This window comes from Clostridium sp. CM036, from assembly GCF_055081135.1.
The window spans coordinates 173,588-192,774 of sequence record NZ_CM143652.1; the positions used below are offsets into that span (position 1 = coordinate 173,588).

A 19,187-nucleotide genomic window follows, 5' to 3' on the forward strand; every position below is an offset into this window, starting at 1 on the left:
ATAAAATGTCCAATAAAGAAATGGTGGAAATATATATATTAAATAAAAAGTACTCTGTACCTTCAAGCCTTACAATCATGGATTCAATGGAATATGCAGGGTATCAATTAGTTAGAGGATGTGGATGTAGGTCGGGCTTTTGCGGTGCCTGTGCCACGATATATAGAATTAAAGGTAAGAAAGAATTAAAGGTATGTTTAGCATGTCAAACCAAGGTTGAAGATGGTATGTATCTTACTCAATTGCCATTCTTTCCTGGAGACAAAAAATTATATGATATGAATGAATTAGAGCCGACGGCTGATACAATGATGAAGCTTTATCCTGAAATATACAGCTGCATTGGATGTAACTCTTGTACGAAGGGATGCCCCCAGGACCTTAATGTTATGCAGTATATTGCCTATGCCCAAAGAGGAGACATTGAGAAATGTGCCCATGAATCTTTCGACTGTGTTATGTGCGGAATCTGTGCTTCTAGGTGTCCTGCCAATATAACTCATTACCAAGTAGGGGTGATTGCACGCCGGCTTACAGGTAAATACATTGCCCATGAAACAGAACATTTGACAGAGAGGGTACAACATATTAAAGAAGGCATGCATGATGATTCATTGAGAGAACTAATGGCTAAAAATGTTGATGAATTAAAGGGATTATACAATACAAGGGATATTGAAACGTAAAAATTAGCTTAGAATTACATAAAAATATAGTTTTACCAGGGAGGTATTTAAATGTATACAGCAGAAATGAGGGGGCTAATAAAGAAGGTAGAGGCCACCCGTTCCCAAAGATTGGGAGTTCAGTTTCCGAGAATGAGTCCCCAAGAAAAAGAAGATATATTAAAGGAAAATTATCCTGATTATAGAGATAATGAATTCAAAAATCTAAGTTTAGGGCCAAACAAAGGATCAAAGGTTCCCCTAGAGTTGGCGGATATTATTGAAGCTAAAAGTAGACTTCAAGATCTGGACATGGATTTAACTAAAGTAAACTATGACGTGGATGTGTTGATAATAGGTGGGGGAGGAGCTGGAGCATCGGCAGCCCTAGAGGCTCACAAAAAAGGCGCCAATGTATTGATTACCACAAAATTACGTTTCGGTGACGCTAATACGATGATGGCCGAAGGGGGGATCCAGGCTGCTGATAAGCCAGAAGATTCTCCTGCGAAACACTACATGGATGTAATGGGTGGCGGACACTTTACTAACAAAAAAGAACTTGTTAATGCCCTTGTAAAGGATGCTCCGGGAGCAATCAAATGGTTAAATGACCTTGGGGTAATGTTTGATAAAGAAGAGGATGGCACAATGGTTACTACCCACGGAGGTGGAACCTCGAGAAAGAGGATGCACGCCGCTGCCGACTATTCGGGAGCTGAGATCATGCGTGTGCTTAGGGATGAAGTGATTAACAAAGGGATTGAAGTGGTGGAATTTTCACCTGCTGTGGAGATCCTATTAGACAAGGATGGTAAAGCTGCTGGAGCCGTATTATTCAATCTTGAAACAGAGGAATATTTAATCGCAAGGGCTAAAACAGTTATTATAACCACGGGAGGTGCTGGAAGACTTCACTATCAGGGTTTTCCAACATCAAATCATTATGGTGCAACAGCGGATGGACTTGTTTTGGGATACAGAGCCGGAGCAGAACTTGTCTTCGCAGATGCTGTGCAGTATCACCCTACTGGGGTAGCATACCCTTCTCAAATTTTTGGGGCACTTGTTACGGAGAAGGTCCGTAGTTTAGGGGCAACACCTCTAAATATCCATGGTGAGCAATTTACTTATCATCTTGAAACAAGAGATGTGGAAACATCTGCAATCATTAGAGAATGTCATGTAAGAAATAATGGTATTGAGACACCTTTAGGGGTAAAGGGTGTATGGTTGGATACTCCTTTAATCGAAATCATCAATGGGGAAGGAACGATTGAGAAAAGACTTCCTGCCATGCTGAGGATGTATCAAAAATTTGGTATTGATATGAGAAAAGAGCCAATTCTCGTATATCCTACCCTTCATTACCAAAACGGAGGACTTTTAATTGATGAAAACGGTCAAACCAAGGTAGAAAACCTTTATGTGGCAGGAGAAGCTTCAGGAGGGATACACGGTAGAAACAGATTGATGGGTAATTCACTATTAGATATTATTGTTTTCGGACGTAGGACAGGGTTTCATGCAGGTGAAAAGTGCAAAGTGGTTAAAGTAAAAGAACTGAGCCTTGACCATGTTAAAGAATACCACAAAAGCCTTGAGGAAAACGGTGTGAATACAGACAAGATTTCTCCTGTACTACTGCCCCATTATACCCATGGAAGAGAAAATGATAAATAATATTATTTAGTTTGATTTTTACTATGAATAAGAGTATTTATTTTTCGTAACAAAAATAGAGTTAATATTTATAAAATCAATTGACGTAGTAGATTTAAAGGTGGTGATATGAACAGTAAAATACATAATTAGCATGTTGAATTCTTCATAAAATTATATTGGGTTATGTCGGTAGGAAATATTAAAATAGTTATTGTCATAATAAAGAATAAAACAAAAAAGGAGAATGAAAAATATGAATATTAAAGAAGAAGCAATGAAATTACATAGACAATGGAGAGGTAAAATTGAGGTGATTTCTGCAGTACCAGTAAAAACTAAGGAAGATCTTTCAATAGCTTATACACCGGGGGTTGCAGAACCTTGTCTTGAAATTTCAAAAAATATAGATTTATCATATGAGCTTACAAGAAGATGGAACCTTGTAGGAGTTATAACAGATGGTACTGCCGTTTTAGGTTTAGGTGATATAGGACCAGAGGCTGCAATGCCAGTAATGGAAGGTAAATGTGTACTATTCAAAGCATTTGGAGATGTTGATGCTTTTCCTTTATGTCTAAAAACTAAAGATGTTGATGAAATTGTAAGAACGGTTAGTTTACTTCAAGGTAGTTTTGGTGGTATTAATTTAGAGGATATAAGTGGACCTAGATGTTTTGAAATCGAAAGGAAACTAAAAGAAGTATGTGATATCCCAATTTTCCACGATGATCAACATGGAACAGCTATTGTTGTTGCTTCTGGTGTAATTAATGCTCTAAAATTAGTAAAGAAGAATATGCAGGATGTTAAAGTTGTAGTAAACGGTTCAGGAGCTGCAGGTATTGCTTGTGCAAAATTATTAATGAGTATGGGAGCAAAAAATGTTATTCTTTGTGATAGAAAAGGTGCCATCTATGAAGGAAGAGAAAATTTAGGTGGAGAAAAAACTTTGATGGCAACGATTACAAATAAAGAAAAAGTACGTGGTACATTAAAGGAAGTTATTGTTGGAGCAGACGTGTTCATAGGAGTATCGGATGCTAACCAAGTAAGCCAAGATATGGTAAAGACTATGGCGAAAGATTCTATACTATTTGCTATGGCTAATCCAGTACCTGAAATTTTACCATCTTTAGCAAAAGAAGCCGGTGCAAGAGTTGTTGGTACTGGAAGATCAGATTTTCCAAATCAAATAAACAACCTATTAGCATTCCCAGGAATATTTAGAGGTACATTAGATGTTAGAGCAAGTGATATCAATAATGAGATGAAGATTGCCGCAGCAAATGCTTTAGCGGAGCTTGTGAGTGATGAAGATTTAAATGAAGACTATGTTATTCCACTACCATTTGATCCAAGAGTTGCAAAAGCCGTAGCTGAAGCTGTTATGGAAGCTGCTAGAAAATCTGGAGTAGCTAGAATATAATAATAATAATAAAAGCTGTTCAAAATTTTTGAACAGCTTTTACAAGAAAAATATTTGGAAGGAGTTGTGGATTCATGCGTAAAGTAGATGTAAAAGAAATTGAAAATGCTTTAAAAGATATGAGTATAAAGACTAATTTTTATGTGGGAGAAGACGTATTAGATGCCTTTCATAAATTCCAAAAGGAAGAAACATCTCCGGTAGGAAGAGATATTATAGCCAATTTGTTGAAAAATGCTGAAATTGCAAAAACTGATCAAGTACCAATTTGTCAGGATACAGGTATGGCTGTAGTATTTGTAGAAGTAGGTCAAGAAGTTCAGTTAATCGGCGGAAATATTACAGATGCCATTAACGAAGGTGTACGACGTGGATATAAAGAGGGATTTTTAAGAAAATCTGTTGTAGAAGATCCTTTAAAACGAAAAAATACAGGGGATAATACTCCGGCTGTGATATATTATGATATTGTACCAGGGGATAAAGTCAAAGTAACTATAGCCCCAAAAGGTTTTGGCAGTGAGAATATGAGTAGATTAAAAATGCTTAAACCATCAGATGGTTTAGCAGGTGTACTTGATTTTGTTGTAGAAGCCGTTTCACTTGCAGGTCCAAATCCATGTCCACCTATTGTTGTAGGTGTTGGAATTGGTGGCACATCTGATAAGGCAATGTATCTTGCCAAGAAGGCCTTAACAAGAGATATTGGTAGCCATAATGAAACAGAGCATTTAAAAGAAATTGAATTAACTTTACTAGAACAAATTAATGCACTAGGCATAGGACCTCAAGGACTAGGGGGAAATACCACAGCCCTTGCTGTAAATGTGGAAGCTTTTGCAACACATATTGCTGGATTACCTGTGGCAGTAAATATTAACTGTCATGTGGCAAGACATGCAGTAACAATTATATAGGGAGGGGAAAAGATGGAAATCAAACATATATCTACTCCTTTAACACAGGAGAAGTTGAAGGATTTAAAATCGGGAGATAGTGTTTTAATATCAGGAACCATGTATACAGGTAGAGATGCAGCTCATCAGAGACTAGTAGACGCAATTAATAATGGGGATGAGTTACCTTTTGATCCTAAAGATGCCATTATATACTATGTGGGACCTGCTCCAACTAAACCTGGAAATATAATAGGTTCTGCTGGTCCAACTACTAGTTATAGAATGGATGATTTGACTGTTCCATTGCTTGAACTAGGTCTTACTGGAATGATTGGGAAAGGGCTTAGAAGTCAAACTGTAGTAGATTCAATGCAGAAAAATGGCGCAATTTATTTTGCTGCAATAGGAGGAGCTGGAGCTCTTATTGCTAATACAATAAAAGAATGCGAAATTATTGCTTTTGAAGATTTGGGTCCAGAAGCCGTTCGTAAACTGACGGTAGTGGATTTTCCGGCTGTGGTTATAATAGACACCAAAGGCAATAATCTTTATGAAACAGAAAGAATAAAATATCAGAAATAAAAAATAAAAACTGTATTGGGAAATTCCAATACAGTTTTTATTTCTTTGAAAGAAATTTATTTTAAATATAAAAGACTTAAATATGGGCATAGCAAAGCTAATCCACGAATAAAAATTTTGTGTCACATTTTTGCCATTTTAGGCATAAAAAAAGACTTTCAAGAAATCCTTGAAAGCCTTATGGTGCCGAAGGCGGGAATCGAACCCGCACGGTATTGCTACCTCTGGATTTTGAGTCCAGCGCGTCTGCCAGTTCCACCACTTCGGCATGTCTGACAATATGAATTCTAACATATATTTATAATTAATGCAATAGTTATAGTATATTTTTATTAATAAATTTTATATCTTAATAGATAAAGGTTTTATGTTAAGTATTAATGTGTTGAAATAAAATTACATAAATAAAACTATTTATAATAGAAGTAATATATTGAATTAATAGCCACATAATGCTAAAATCAAAAGTAAGTTGTATATATTAAACATTAATTTTTAGATTTTATTTAAAAGTCTAAAAGGAGGAATAACAAAATAAGGAGGGATTTCATTGCTTAGAAAGAAACAGAAAAGAATACTTAGCTGGATACTATCGTTAGCATTAATATTATTTAATTTTAACGGTGTTATTGGAACTAAAATTGTAGATGCGGCTGGAATTGATACATCGACAAATGTAACCGTTGCCAGAAAGAGCTTGGAACCAAATGCATTTACTCTAGGAATTGGACAAGTAACATCTCCATCAGTAGCTCCAGTTAATGCTACAAATAAAACATTTGATATAGTAGAAATTACAGATTTTCATGGACAACTTTTGGATTCAACTAATACAAAACCTGTAGGAGCTGCATTAGCAAAAGTAGTTAAAGACGTGAAAACTGCAAATCCTGGAAGAACACTTATCATTGGTGGAGGAGATCTATATCAAGGAACACCCACCTCTAATGTACTAAGAGGAGTTCCAGTTCAAAAGGTGTTATCAAATATGGGAATGGAAGTTACAGCTTTAGGCAATCATGAATTTGATTGGGGACTTGATATAATTAATACTGAAACTATGATTGGTGCAAATTACAACATTGTTTGTGCTAATATGTATAAAAAAGGGACAAGCAATAGACCATATCAGCCTTATAAGATAATTACTAAGGATGGTGTTAAAATAGCAGTAATAGGAGCAATACTTAAGGAAGCTCCAGGTATAATTATGCCAGCTTTAGTAGATCCTTTTGATTTTAGGGACCCAGCTACAGAAATTAATATAGTTGCAAAGGAAATCAGAGATGGAAATCTAGCTGATATAGTACTAGCAGATGTACATGATGGTGGTTCATCGCTTAATACTATGGTTAATAAATTACATGGCGTAGATGCGGTATTTGGTGGACATACACATAGTATTGGTGATGTTGTAAACAAAGATGCAGATGGGTTGGACGTACCTACATTAATAGCAGCGGCTACTGGTAAAGGTTTTATAAATTTAAAGATTACTGTAGACTCTACAAACAAAATAGTAGGTTTCTCACCTAAAGGTTCAAACTGGAAAGGACTTACAGTGACAACTACATCAGCAACAGACCCAGATTGTAAGAAAATTGTTGATGATGCAAGTACGTCATTACTTCCAATATTTAATGAAGTAATTGGAACTAATGACAATGCTTTAACTAAGAGCCAAGTTGACTCACCTTATGGAGAATCTCAACTTGGAAATTGGATGGCAGATGTTGTAAAGAACTATTCAAAATCACCAGCAGAGGTGGGAATGGTGAATAACGGAGGGATTAGATTAAGTCCAATTCCATCAGGCGATATAACTGTTGGAACAATATTTAATATAATGCCATTTGATAATACGATTTGTACTACAACCATGACGGGGGCACAGCTAAAATTTATTTTTGAACAAGCTGTTCAAAATGATGGTAATGGAATACAAATTTCTGGAGTTAAATTTGTATATGATTCTTCAAAACCGTCGTATAAACCAGCTGTAGTAGATGCAAATGGGACAGTCACAACACCAGAAATACCAGGTCAAAGGGTCCTTAGCATGATAAGAGAAAGCAATGGCACAGTTGTTAAGGATACAGACACACTAAAAGTAAATGCACCAGATTTTGTTGCTACTGGAGGGGACACCTTTACAGGATTCTTAGCACCTGAGATAGTAGCTAGTTTAGTAGATTCGCATGAAAATGTAAGAGACGCTTTAAATGCTGATGTTAGAGATAAGGGCAAGATGACAGTTGTAATGGAAAATAGAATAGACAATCAAATGAAAGATGTAGATCCTGGAGCAACTATTTCAGTAGTAGCAACTTCAGATGTACACGGAAATGTTCTAAACTTTGATTATGGAACTAATGCAGCGACTTCAAAAGGACAGGGACTCGCAAAGGTTTCAACTTATGTTAAGGGCTTAAGAGCAACTAATCCAAATGTTATGTTAATAGATAATGGAGACACTATTCAAGGAACTCCACTTGCTTATTACTATAATATGATAGATAAAACCACAACTTATCCAATGTCAGCAGTTATGGGAGCAATGGGATATGACAGCTGGACTCTAGGGAATCACGAATTTAACTATGGACTTGAAGTATTAAATAGAATTAAGGAGGATGCGAAGGATCAAGGTATCGACGTGTTATCTGCTAATACTTACAAAGCTGATAATAAAAATTTTGTTAAACCATATACTATGAAGTCTTTTGTAGTTAATGGCAAAACAATTAGCGTAGCGGTACTTGGACTTACAACAAAAACTATATCTAGTTGGGAGGATCCAGCTCATTATGATGGATTACATTTTAATGATTTAGTAGACGAAGCTAAAAAATGGGTTCCAGTAGTAAAGGCAGATGGAGCAGATGTAATAATAGTAGCTGCACATACTGGAGAAGAAGGAGTAGCAGATATTATTCCGGAAAATCAAGCTAAGGCATTGGCTACTCAAGTAAGTGGGATAGATGCTATAGTTGCAGGACATGCGCATAGTATTTTAAATGACATCAATTTAAAAAATCCAGAAGGCAAAGTGGTTCCAATATTAGAACCAGGTAAATGGGCACAAAACGTTTCACAAATTGATATAGCGGTTAATGCTGCAGGAATTGTTACAGGATTAACTACTAAAAATGTAGCTATGGACACTATCGCTGAAGATCATGATATAACAGCTTTAATTGCACCATATCAAGCTAAAACTTTAGAATATACTTCAACAATACTTGGACAATCTAAGGGAGAATATAAAGGCAATAAGCAAATTACTGAACCAACTGAAATAATGGAGTTAATAAACAAAGTTCAAGCTGGTGCAGCTGGAACACAACTCTCAATAGCAGCTCCACTAAGTTTATCATCATATATTCCAAAGGGTGATATTACTATTAAAGATATTATGGGCGTATATGTATACGAGAATTTTCTTTATGGAGTGAAGATGAATGGAAAACAAATAAAAGATTGGATGGAATATACAGTAAGATACTACAAACGAACATCAGGTTCAACAGATCCAATAGTTAAGGACGCAGATCTTAATATTGCAGATTATAACTTGGATCAATTGTACGGAGCAAGTTATGACATCGACTTAACAGAGCCAGCAGGAGCAATTGATTCAGTTACTAAAAAAATGATATCTGGAAACAGAATTAAGAACTTAAAGTTTAATGGAAGAGTGATTAAGGATTCAGATGTATTTACAGTTGCAATAAACAACTATAGATACAACGGCGGCGGAGGATTCATGGCTGCTGCTGGAATAAGTAGCGTTGATACATCTTTAGTTACTTATAATTCAGCTAAGGCTCTAGGTGATGATGGTCAGGTTAGAAGTTTAATGATGAAATATGTTAAAGATAATAAGACTATAACACCATCTTCAGCAAGAAATTGGAAGATATTATCATCATCAATAAAGCAAGAGGTTCCGGTGACTGGAATATCACTTGAAAAAGCTTATTTTAGCATTGGCCCTAAGATGAGTGAAACTTTAGAGGCAACATTACTACCTGGCAATGCAACAAATAAAAAAGTATCGTGGAAATCAAGTGATACTTTAGTGGCGTCAGTTGATGATAATGGAAAGGTTACAGGACATAAAATTGGGTTAGCTAAAATAAGTGCTACAACCGATGACGGGAATTACAAGGACGAATGTACTGTTGCTGTTGTAAGTAAGCCGGTTAATAAAGTTAGAATAAATAAAAAGGATATAATTATAAAAGTAGGCAAAAATGAAAAATTAACAGCTTTAGTTGGACCGGGAAATTCAGATATTAAGGATGTAATTTGGAAATGTGACAGTTCGATAATAAAAATTATTGAGAAAAATGGAAAGAGTATTTCAGTAATTGGAATATCTACCGGAAAGGCTAAAGTGACGGTTACTTCACTAGATGGAGGGTATAAGGCGACCTGCGACGTAACTGTTATCGATAAGAAAAAATAATTTTGGCGGCAGGTACATTTGTATCTGCCTTCATTTTATTTAAATCGTTGATGTTTTTATTGACGAAGTATATTATAATGTAGAATATAGCACAATATATAAACATACTAGAAAGAAGGGATTTACAATGTCTAAGGAAAGACTATTAATTTTAGATGGCCATAGTCTTATGTATAGAGCTTTTTATGCATTACCAGCCCTAACAAATTCGGATGGCATATACACTAATGCAGTTTATGGTTTTACAAATATGCTTTTAAAGATGAAGGAAGAGTTTGAGCCAGATTATATTGTTACAACATTTGATAGGAAGGCGCCTACTTTTCGTCATGAAGAATATAAAGATTATAAGGCAGGTAGAAAAAAAATGCCTGATGAGCTCCGCGATCAGTTTTCTCTAGTTAGGGAACTTTTAGAGAAAATGGCTATAGATATTTTTGAATTAGATGGCTTTGAAGCAGATGATTTAATAGGAACATTATCTGTATTTGCAGAAAAACAAGGACTTGAAGTTTTTATAATAACAGGAGACAGAGATGCACTCCAGCTTGCCACAGATAATGTTAAAGTTGTAATAAACAAAAAGGGAATGTCACAAAAGGAAATATATGATAGAAATCGAATAATAGAAGAGTTTGGAGTAACTCCTACAGAATTTATAGATGTAAAAGGGCTAATGGGGGACGCTTCTGATAATATTCCAGGTGTACCAGGAATTGGTGAAAAAACTGCTTATAAGCTAATTAAAGAGTATAAGAGTATAGAAAACCTTCTTATGAATATTGATAAGATTAGTGGTAAAAAACTTGTGGAAAATTTAACTGCTTATAGTGAACAGGCTATTTTCAGTAAAAAATTAGCTACTATTATTACATGTGTGCCTATGGAAATGGAATTAAGTTCAATTAAATCAAAAGAAAAATATGATGTACGGGCTGTAAAAGATTTATTCTACAAATTACAATTTAAATCTTTAATAGGGAAAATACCAGATGATGAGGATTCAATCGAAGAAACATTTTCTGCGGATTTTACGGTAATAGATAAATTGTCGAAGCTTCTGGAAGTTATTAGTGAAATTAAAGAGACTATTTATATAACTTTTGATATTGCAGATTCTAGTGTGTTTTCTAAAATTAGCGTAAATAACATATATTTTAATTATAAGGGAAAAAACTATTTGATTATGGTTACTGATTTATTTAATGAAGATGAAGAAAAAACTATAAGTTATTTGAAAACTATACTTGAGAGTAATGATATTAAAAAGGTAAGTCACGGCGTAAAGAATGCTTACACTGCACTTAATAAAAAAGGCATTAAGTTACAAGGGGTAAAATTTGATACAGAACTTGGGGCTTATTTGCTCGATTCAGCTAAAAAGGAGTATAGCCTGGAAACTCTTATAGATAAAATTCTTAGAATCTGTATTATAGGCGAGGGTCATGAAAGAGAGATTAATAAAGTAGCATTACTAAAAGAGCTTTATGAAATCTTAGAAAAGAAGATTGAAGAGTACAAAATGGAAGAACTGCTATATGATGTGGAGCAACCATTAACAGAAGCTATATCATATATGGAGGCAGAAGGATTTACAATAGACAAGGATAGATTAGAGGAACTTGGCATAAAATTCGCTCAAGATATAAAAGAAATGGAAAGCACTATTTTTGTTTTATCTGGAGAAGAATTTAATATTAAATCTCCAAAGCAACTAGGCAAGATATTATTTGAAAAGTTAGATTTACCTGTTATAAAGAAAACAAAAACAGGATATTCAACTAATGCTGAGGTTTTAGAGGCGCTAGCAGATAAGCATCCCATTATCACAGAAATTACAAGGTATAGACAGTTAACAAAGATTTTTTCTACTTATATAGAGGGGCTACAAGCAGTAATTGATACAGATTGTAGAATACATTCAAACTTTACACAAACAGTTACAACAACAGGAAGACTATCAAGTACTGAACCTAATTTGCAAAATATCCCTATAAGACATGAAATGGGTAGAGCTATAAGAAAAGTATTCATACCACACAATGATCAGTGTGTTATTTTATCTGCGGATTATTCACAGATAGAGCTTAGAGTATTAGCTCATATAGCAGGGGATGAAAATTTAATTGAGGCTTTCATTAAACATTGTGATATTCATACTAAAACTGCTTCAGAGGTATTTAATGTACCGATAGGAGAAGTTACGGCGCTTATGAGAAGTAATGCAAAAGCTGTAAACTTTGGAATAGTATATGGCATTGGAGAATTTAGCTTAGCAAAAGACTTAAATATATCTAGAAAAGAAGCTAAAGCATACATAGAAACATATTTTGAAAGATATCCAAATGTTAAAAAATACATGGAGGATATAGTGGTTGAAGCTGAGAAAAATAATAGTGTTACTACAATAATGAATAGAAGAAGATTTATCTATGAAATAAATTCAACAAACAAAATTGTGAAGTCCTTTGGTAAAAGGCTTGCTATGAATACACCGATACAAGGAAGTGCAGCAGATATTATTAAACTTGCTATGATAAATGTATTTGATAAATTAAAGCAGGAGGGATTAAAGAGCACTTTAATTCTCCAAGTACACGATGAATTAATACTAAATGTATATAAGGATGAGCTTAAGCAAGTTGAGTATTTGGTTAAGGAACAGATGGAAAATGTAGTTAAACTTTCAGTTCCACTAGAAGTAGAAATAAGCATTGGAGAAACTTGGTATGAGGCAAAATAGTTGAAAACGCTAAGGGTTGGGATAACAGGTGGAATCGGTAGTGGAAAGAGCACAATAACTAATATGCTAATAGAGAAGGGTCTTCCGGTTGTTGATGCAGACATTGTAGCTAGAGAGGTTTTTATAATATATCCTGAGATGATAAGTAGAATTAAAGGGGAATTCGGGTATGAGTTTTTTGACAGTGAAGGTAATCTTAATAGGAAAGAGTTTGGAAACTATATATTTAAGGGTGATAATCGCAGAAAAAAGCTTGAAAGTATAATGATGCCGTTTATAAAAAAAGAAATACAAGACAGAATAAAAATGTACGAAGAAGGCAATTGGCAATTTTGCTTTTTAGATGCACCTACTTTAATAGAAAACAATTTTCATACTAGTATGGATGTAACTATTTTAGTGTGGGTGAGTAGTGACATTCAAGTACAAAGGGTTATGAATCGAGATGCTTTAAAAATAGACGAAACATGGGATAGAATAAGAGCTCAAATGCCAATAGATGAAAAGAAAAAATTTGCAGATTTTGTTATTGATAATGGCGGGAGTATTGAAAATACAAAGTTACAACTAGATTTGATTATTAGGAAGTTAGAAAGGTTAGGAGTGAAGTGATGAAATTTAAAAAAATTATAAAAATCTTAATCTTAATTTTTTTGGTTATTATAGTGATTAACATTAAAAGCATTTTTAAAAGCTTTTACCCTATAAAATATGGAAATCAAATAGTTAAGTATTCGCAAAGGTATAATGTGGATCCTTGTTTGGTTGCAGCTGTAATTAGGGCAGAAAGTAATTTTGATGGAAACGCTGTTTCTCCAAAAGGTGCCTATGGGCTTATGCAGATAATGCCTGATACTGCATTGTGGATTGCAGAAAATATGAAATTAAAAGATTTTGATGTGGAAAAATTATATGAAAGTGAAATTAATATTGCTATGGGATGTTGGTATATTAATAATTTAAACACTGAATTTAATGGAAATATAGACTTGGTGTTGGCAGCTTACAATGGTGGACGTGGAAATGTACAAAAATGGCTTAATGATAAAGAATACTCTAGCGATGGAAAAACATTAAATGTAATACCTTTCGGGGAAACAGATAAATATGTTAAAAAGGTAAAAACAAATTATAATATTTATTTGAAATTATATGGTGATGAAATCAAATAAAAACAGAAAAAACTATTGACAATTTATACTAGAATAATATATAATCAATCTTGTAGTTACAAGTTTTAAAATACATATGACTATAAGATTTGATCCTTTATATTAAATAAACAATATTTGCGATAGTGGCGGAATGGCAGACGCGCACGTTTAAGGGACGTGTGGGAGACCATACGGGTTCAAGTCCCGTCTGTCGCACCAAAAAATTATATTACTTTAAAAAAGAGGTAGAAATACCTCTTTTTTTTAACGACTTTCCTTCAGAAGTTGTTAATATTGCAGTACCGCGGGTGATGATTTAATTGGTAAGATAAAAACCTATGAAAAGTGAATTTTTTTAAGAAATATGGAAAAACTAACATCTGAAAGAGGTGTTATTTATGAAAAACAAAAACAATAATTCTAATGAAAAACAGGAGAAACCACTCAAAAATAAAGAAAATAATCCAGTTACTATAAATGGTGATAGTAACATGAGAAAGCCTGTAAGAGGATTAAAGTAGAGGCGCTATAAAAAGTGAGCGCTATAAAGAGGGTGTAATTACATCCTCTTTATTTTTTTTTTGCATATTGTCATAAAATTAGTATCAAAACACGGCCTCTAGCATAAATTGTTAATGTATTAAGTTATAAATAGGGAGGGCGGTTATGAAACTAGAGGACAGAAATATTGAAGATATAGACATGAAGGAAGAATATGAAATGGTTCCACTAGAACCTATGATGTATGGATATGGGCAAATGAATATGATGCCGAATATGGGCATGAACCCAAATGTGGGTATGAACCCAAACATGGGAATGCAAATGGGAGATATGCAGGATGTAAATCCAAATATGGGGATTAATTCGATTATGGGAATGAACCAATTTAATGAAGACATGTTCATGAATGGGTCCAATCCAATGGGTATGACGTATGGAGATGTATCTATGAAAGGTTTTGAGCAGGGGGATGAAGATTTAAGACAATTGGATAATTATCAAGATAGATCCCCATTTGATAGACCTAATCCCCAATACAATGATGTTGAGTCCATTGTAAGAAGAATTGAGAGGTATAACCCTGCCATATTTAGGAGGTTAAATAGGTGTGGGATACCATATTTAGAAGCAAAAGAAATAGTTAGAAGAATCGTTAGAGTAACACTTATGTACAGAGATGAATAAAAAATAGTAATCATTTAACATAAAGAAAAACAAAATTCATCTAGAACCCTATAAAAACTTATAGGGTTATTTGATTTGTAATGATTTGACAAAAAAATAAAAATATAGAAGTGCTAATATAATTTTTTTTGAAGGGGATTTAAAAGTAACGTAGAATTTAATTATTAAAGAGGCATAAAATGTTAAAGAGGAGTAAATTGAAGAGGTGTAATTATGTTTAATATAGATATTAAATTTGATGATGTTAGCATTATGAATGTAGAAAAAGGGGATATTTTAAAAATTAAAAATTGGACTAATAAACAGCAAGATTTTAATATAGAGGCAAGGTTAAATTATGATATTAAGGAATTTTATGAAAGATATTTAGAGTGTTATGTGAGTGAAGGGGAATACTTTCTTAAAGTGTTACATGGTAGTGAACTTATAGGTATTATAAAAGGTAGAATAGAATTTAAAAATCCAAATGAAGTATGGATTATGTGTTATTTAATAGAAATTAGACTATATGATGCTGATATATCAAACATAATTATTAATGAGTTTTCAAAGCATTTACATGAAAATTATGGAATGTGTGATTTCTATACTTTTGTTTCATCTAATAATAATGCAATGGTGGAATTTTGGAAACGCAATAACTTTGAAGAAAGTAGGGTAACAAGCAATTTTTTTAAGATAAATAGCGAAGACAAGGATATAATAATTCTAAAAAAAACAATTTAATATATATATATTTTTTTTTATTCTAAAATCAATTTTAAAATAATAGTATTTTAAATAAGGCATCTAAAAAAATAGACTACAAGTTACTAGTTATTTTTTAAAAGATGTTTAAAGATTTATTAAATTAGGGGATGATAAAGTGAGATATACTAGATATAATTATAAGACGCCTAGGAAAAATAATAATTTTATGATTGTAATTACATTAACTTTGATAGCAGCCATTGCCTTGGGCACAATGTTGTCCAAGCTAATACCTAATAATAACGTTAAAACGGGTACAGGTGATAAAACTACTAAAACGGATGTAGTAAAAGACAGTAAAGTAAATCAAGATAGTAAAGTGAACAAAGAGAGCGTAGATGTTTCTAAAGAGATTCCTCAAACTAATATTAAAGATTATGTAGCAATACAATGTGGCGTTTTTAGCGCGAAGGAAAATGCTTTAATTTTGAAAAAAAGTTTAATGGAGTTTAGTACACCATTTATTCTTGAAGAAGATAAATTATATAAAGTCTTGGTTGGTGTTTATCCTAAAGATGGGATTGGTAATATTATTAAACAACTTGATGCAAAAAAAATAATGTATACTAAAATTAATTTTCAATTGAGCGGAAAGGATTCAACAAGTGCACAAACCAATGAAATGATAAGTGCTGATCTTAAAATATTAAATAAACTTTCAGAAAAAGATACTAAATCAATTAAAACTGTAGAATTAAAAAAGTGGATAGGTTCTTTAAAGGGTGCGGAAGAAAAAAGTAAAAATTATAGTACCATGACTGAAATGAAATCATATTTAACTGCAATGCCAGCGGAATTAAAAAAGGAAAAAACAGAGGAGGGGTATATCTACATCTATAAATATATAAAGAAAATATTAAAGAAGTAGAATGATGTGGAATTAAATCATTAAAAATACAAATAGATTATTTGAATCTATTTGTATTTTTTTATCTAAATGCTAGTGGATATTTTTGCAACTTAATAAATTACAATTATAAACTTTTTTTGAATATTAAATTTATACACTTGTGTATGAATTTATTAAATGTTAAAATGTATAGGATATAAGTAAAGTGGGGGGTACGATTTGAAAAGTGCAGAAGGAAGAAATCCGTATTTTATTTTTTTTATACTGATTGGAGCTATTTCTGGAAGTTTTATAGGTGAACTATTAGGAGATAACGTAAGCGCACTCAAATTTTTAAAGAGTACATACACCATAGGAATGAATACTCCTATGCTTATAGATTTTAAAGTATTAGCAGTAACTTTCGGTATAAATTTTAATATTAATATAATGTCTATTATAGGCATTGTTTTGGCAATAATATTATATAGAAAATATTAGGAGTGATGTAGTGGATATTATTCTAGCTTCTGCATCTTTGCGTAGGGTGGAACTTTTAAAAAAAATAACTAGCAATTTCAAGGTAATAGTAAGTGACTTTGAAGAGAGTGACGTATTATTTTCTGCGAATTGTGGAGACTACGTTATGGCCTTAGCAAAAGGAAAGGCTGTAGCTGTTTGTAGTAGCGTTAAAAAACCAGCTGTTATAATAGGGTGTGATACTATTGTTTATTTCAAAGGCAAAGTGCTTGGTAAACCTAAAAATAACAAGCAAGCTTTTCAAATGATTAGTGATTTAAGTGATAATACACATGAGGTATATACAGGGATTGCAGTAATAAACACCGAAACTCAAGAGATTAGTACTGAGTATGTTTGTACGGAAGTAAAATTTTCAAAATTGTCTTCAATAGAAATAAACAATTACATAGAAAAGGGCGAGTCACTTGATAAGGCTGGAGCTTATGGAATACAAGGAGCAGCATCTCTATTTGTTGAAGAAATAAAGGGCTGTTACTATAGTGTGGTGGGGCTACCGGTAAATAAATTATATTTTATGTTAAGGGAGATGGGGGTCAATCTATAAAGGAGTTGTTTATGGGTATGACGTGCAAAATCATGGATTTGCCTCAAAATGAAAGGCCAAGGGAAAAATTGTTAAGATACGGTGCTGAAACTTTATCCAACAATGAGCTATTAGCTATAATACTTAGAATAGGATCAAAAAATGAAAATATTATAAGTCTTTGTGATAGAATAATTTCTGAGTGTGGCGGACTAAATGGACTTCTAAGTTCAAGTGCAGAAGAATTTATGAATTTAAAGGGTGTTGGAAATGCTAAAGCAACACAACTTTTAGCACTTACAGAAATTTCAAAAAGATTTAGAAGTTTTAAATCAGGAGAAGAGTACAAAATTACTTCCCCAAAAGATGTTGCAGAATATCTTATGGAGGAAATGAGATATTTAAAAAAAGAATATCTTAAATTAGTTATGCTAAACACAAAGAATGTCATTATAAGTATAAAGGATATCTCAATTGGTAATTTAAACACTTCGATAGTTCATCCAAGAGAAGTTTTTTACGAAGCTATTAAAAAATGTAGTGCTTCCGTGGTTATTTGTCACAATCATCCGTCTGGAGATCCAACTCCTAGCAAGGAAGATGTAAACATTACTATAAGACTTCAAGAATGTGGTAAATTACTAGGGATAGAAGTGCTTGATCATATAATTATTGGGAATGGAACTTATACGAGTTTAAAAGAAAAAGGAATACTTTAGATACGAAGGGAGAAATTATAATGGGAATATTTGGAACAACTCGAGATATGGGAATAGATTTAGGAACAGCAAATACATTAATTTACTTGAAGGGGAAAGGAATTGTACTAAGAGAACCTTCTGTTGTAGCTATAAATGTAAATACTAATAAGGTATTAGCCGTTGGTGAAGAAGCTAAACAGATGATAGGTAGAACACCCGGTAACATTGTTGCCATTAGACCTATGCAGGATGGAGTAATTGCAGATTTTGAGATTACTGAAAAAATGCTTAGACACTTTATAAATAAAATTAGTTCAAAAGGTCTTACAAGTCCAAGAATTGTAGTCGGATTTCCGTCTGGTGTAACTGAGGTTGAAAAGAGAGCAATTGAGGAAGCAACTAAAAGAGCAGGTGCAAGAGAAGCATATTTAATGGAAGAACCGATGGCTGCAGCAATTGGAGCTGGACTTCCTGTAAATGAACCAACCGGAAGTATGATAGTGGATATTGGGGGCGGAACTACGGAAGTGGCAATAATTTCATTAGGTGGAATAGTAACAAGCAAGTCGCTAAGAGTGGCAGGGGACAAGTTAGATCAATCAATAATAGCCTTTGTTAAAAAACAGTACAGCCTTATGATAGGTGAGAGAACTGCGGAAAATATTAAAACAGAGCTTGGATCAGTATACGAGCTAGAAGATGATGATATGAGTATGGAAATAACAGGAAGAGATTTGATAACTGGATTACCCAAAGTGATCGAAGTAACGCAAAAGGAAGTAAGAGAAGCACTTAGTGAGCCAGTTCAAGCAATAATTGAGGCAATAATAACAACCCTTGAAAAAACCCCACCAGAGCTTGCGTCAGATATTATGGAAAAAGGAATTATGTTAACTGGAGGCGGAGCGTTATTAAAAGGAATAGATACACTTATAAATCACGAAACGCATATGCCTGTACACATAGCTGAAAATCCACTTGATTGTGTTGCCATAGGAGCAGGAAAAGCTCTCGTTAATATAGACGTCATGAGTAAAAGAAGATAAAT

17 protein-coding genes and 2 tRNA genes are annotated in these 19,187 nt (G+C 33.4%); 18 read left to right on the plus strand and 1 reads right to left on the minus strand.

Translation table 11 applies throughout. The features are described 5' to 3' along the window. The first annotated feature begins 5 nt into the window (after nucleotides 1–5). From ACWJKE_RS00715 to ACWJKE_RS00735, 5 genes are all read left to right on the plus strand, one after another. Nucleotides 6–686, plus strand: a complete 681-nt coding sequence (locus ACWJKE_RS00715; protein ID WP_216301756.1) for a 4Fe-4S dicluster domain-containing protein — start codon at nucleotides 6–8, stop codon at nucleotides 684–686. Between the two features lie 51 nt (nucleotides 687–737). After that, nucleotides 738–2,348, plus strand: a complete 1,611-nt coding sequence (locus tag ACWJKE_RS00720; RefSeq protein WP_220285979.1) for an FAD-dependent oxidoreductase — start codon at nucleotides 738–740, stop codon at nucleotides 2,346–2,348. Nucleotides 2,349–2,583: 235 nt separating this feature from the next. Further along, nucleotides 2,584–3,756: an NAD(P)-dependent malic enzyme gene (locus tag ACWJKE_RS00725; protein ID WP_220285978.1), complete on the plus strand. Its 1,173-nt coding sequence runs from the start codon at nucleotides 2,584–2,586 to the stop codon at nucleotides 3,754–3,756. A 74-nt stretch (nucleotides 3,757–3,830) separates the two neighbouring features. Then, nucleotides 3,831–4,673 carry a fumarate hydratase gene (locus ACWJKE_RS00730; RefSeq protein WP_220285977.1) on the plus strand — a complete coding sequence of 281 codons (843 nt, stop codon included), beginning with the start codon at nucleotides 3,831–3,833 and terminating at the stop codon, nucleotides 4,671–4,673. Nucleotides 4,674–4,685: 12 nt separating this feature from the next. Further along, on the plus strand, nucleotides 4,686–5,237 hold the full coding sequence (locus ACWJKE_RS00735; protein WP_220320163.1) for a Fe-S-containing hydro-lyase: 552 nt from the start codon (nucleotides 4,686–4,688) through the stop codon (nucleotides 5,235–5,237). Nucleotides 5,238–5,418: 181 nt separating this feature from the next. On the opposite strand, the gene ACWJKE_RS00740 is transcribed toward ACWJKE_RS00735, so the two are convergent. After that, nucleotides 5,419–5,505 (minus strand) — tRNA-Leu (locus tag ACWJKE_RS00740). Nucleotides 5,506–5,787: 282 nt separating this feature from the next. Between ACWJKE_RS00740 and ACWJKE_RS00745 the strand changes: the two genes are divergently transcribed. The 13 genes from ACWJKE_RS00745 to ACWJKE_RS00805 all read left to right on the plus strand — a co-directional run bounded on the left by ACWJKE_RS00745 (nucleotide 5,788) and on the right by ACWJKE_RS00805 (nucleotide 19,185). After that, nucleotides 5,788–9,708 carry a 5'-nucleotidase C-terminal domain-containing protein gene (locus ACWJKE_RS00745; protein ID WP_462959097.1) on the plus strand — a complete coding sequence of 1,307 codons (3,921 nt, stop codon included), beginning with the start codon at nucleotides 5,788–5,790 and terminating at the stop codon, nucleotides 9,706–9,708. Nucleotides 9,709–9,835: 127 nt separating this feature from the next. Next, nucleotides 9,836–12,451 (plus strand): DNA polymerase I, encoded by a 2,616-nt coding sequence (polA, locus tag ACWJKE_RS00750; RefSeq protein ID WP_220320165.1) that lies wholly within the window; start codon nucleotides 9,836–9,838, stop codon nucleotides 12,449–12,451. Next, on the plus strand, nucleotides 12,452–13,063 hold the full coding sequence (gene coaE, locus ACWJKE_RS00755) for a dephospho-CoA kinase (protein WP_216301762.1): 612 nt from the start codon (nucleotides 12,452–12,454) through the stop codon (nucleotides 13,061–13,063). It abuts the gene before it with no gap. After that, entirely contained in the window at nucleotides 13,063–13,623 is a 561-nt protein-coding gene (locus ACWJKE_RS00760) for a lytic transglycosylase domain-containing protein (protein ID WP_216301763.1), read from the plus strand. The genes coaE and ACWJKE_RS00760 overlap by 1 nt, the downstream gene beginning before the upstream one ends. A 119-nt stretch (nucleotides 13,624–13,742) precedes the next feature. Beyond that, nucleotides 13,743–13,824 (plus strand) — tRNA-Leu (locus ACWJKE_RS00765). Between the two features lie 179 nt (nucleotides 13,825–14,003). Next, nucleotides 14,004–14,126: a hypothetical protein gene (locus ACWJKE_RS00770; RefSeq protein WP_258280648.1), complete on the plus strand. Its 123-nt coding sequence runs from the start codon at nucleotides 14,004–14,006 to the stop codon at nucleotides 14,124–14,126. A 145-nt stretch (nucleotides 14,127–14,271) separates the two neighbouring features. Next, nucleotides 14,272–14,793, plus strand: coding sequence for a hypothetical protein (locus tag ACWJKE_RS00775; protein ID WP_165412869.1), 522 nt, complete (start codon nucleotides 14,272–14,274; stop codon nucleotides 14,791–14,793). 213 nt (nucleotides 14,794–15,006) lie between these two features. Continuing rightward, complete coding sequence (locus ACWJKE_RS00780; RefSeq protein WP_216301764.1) at nucleotides 15,007–15,519, plus strand: GNAT family N-acetyltransferase; 513 nt, start codon at nucleotides 15,007–15,009, stop codon at nucleotides 15,517–15,519. Nucleotides 15,520–15,658: 139 nt separating this feature from the next. Then, complete coding sequence (locus ACWJKE_RS00785) at nucleotides 15,659–16,411, plus strand: SPOR domain-containing protein (RefSeq protein WP_216301765.1); 753 nt, start codon at nucleotides 15,659–15,661, stop codon at nucleotides 16,409–16,411. Between the two features lie 201 nt (nucleotides 16,412–16,612). Then, nucleotides 16,613–16,873 carry a DUF4321 domain-containing protein gene (locus tag ACWJKE_RS00790; protein WP_165412872.1) on the plus strand — a complete coding sequence of 87 codons (261 nt, stop codon included), beginning with the start codon at nucleotides 16,613–16,615 and terminating at the stop codon, nucleotides 16,871–16,873. 10 nt (nucleotides 16,874–16,883) lie between these two features. Then, nucleotides 16,884–17,459, plus strand: coding sequence for a Maf-like protein (locus tag ACWJKE_RS00795; RefSeq protein WP_220320166.1), 576 nt, complete (start codon nucleotides 16,884–16,886; stop codon nucleotides 17,457–17,459). 11 nt (nucleotides 17,460–17,470) lie between these two features. Next, complete coding sequence (gene radC, locus ACWJKE_RS00800) at nucleotides 17,471–18,157, plus strand: RadC family protein (RefSeq protein ID WP_220285970.1); 687 nt, start codon at nucleotides 17,471–17,473, stop codon at nucleotides 18,155–18,157. 20 nt (nucleotides 18,158–18,177) lie between these two features. After that, nucleotides 18,178–19,185, plus strand: a complete 1,008-nt coding sequence (locus tag ACWJKE_RS00805) for a rod shape-determining protein (protein WP_216301767.1) — start codon at nucleotides 18,178–18,180, stop codon at nucleotides 19,183–19,185. Nucleotides 19,186–19,187: the final 2 nt, after the last annotated feature.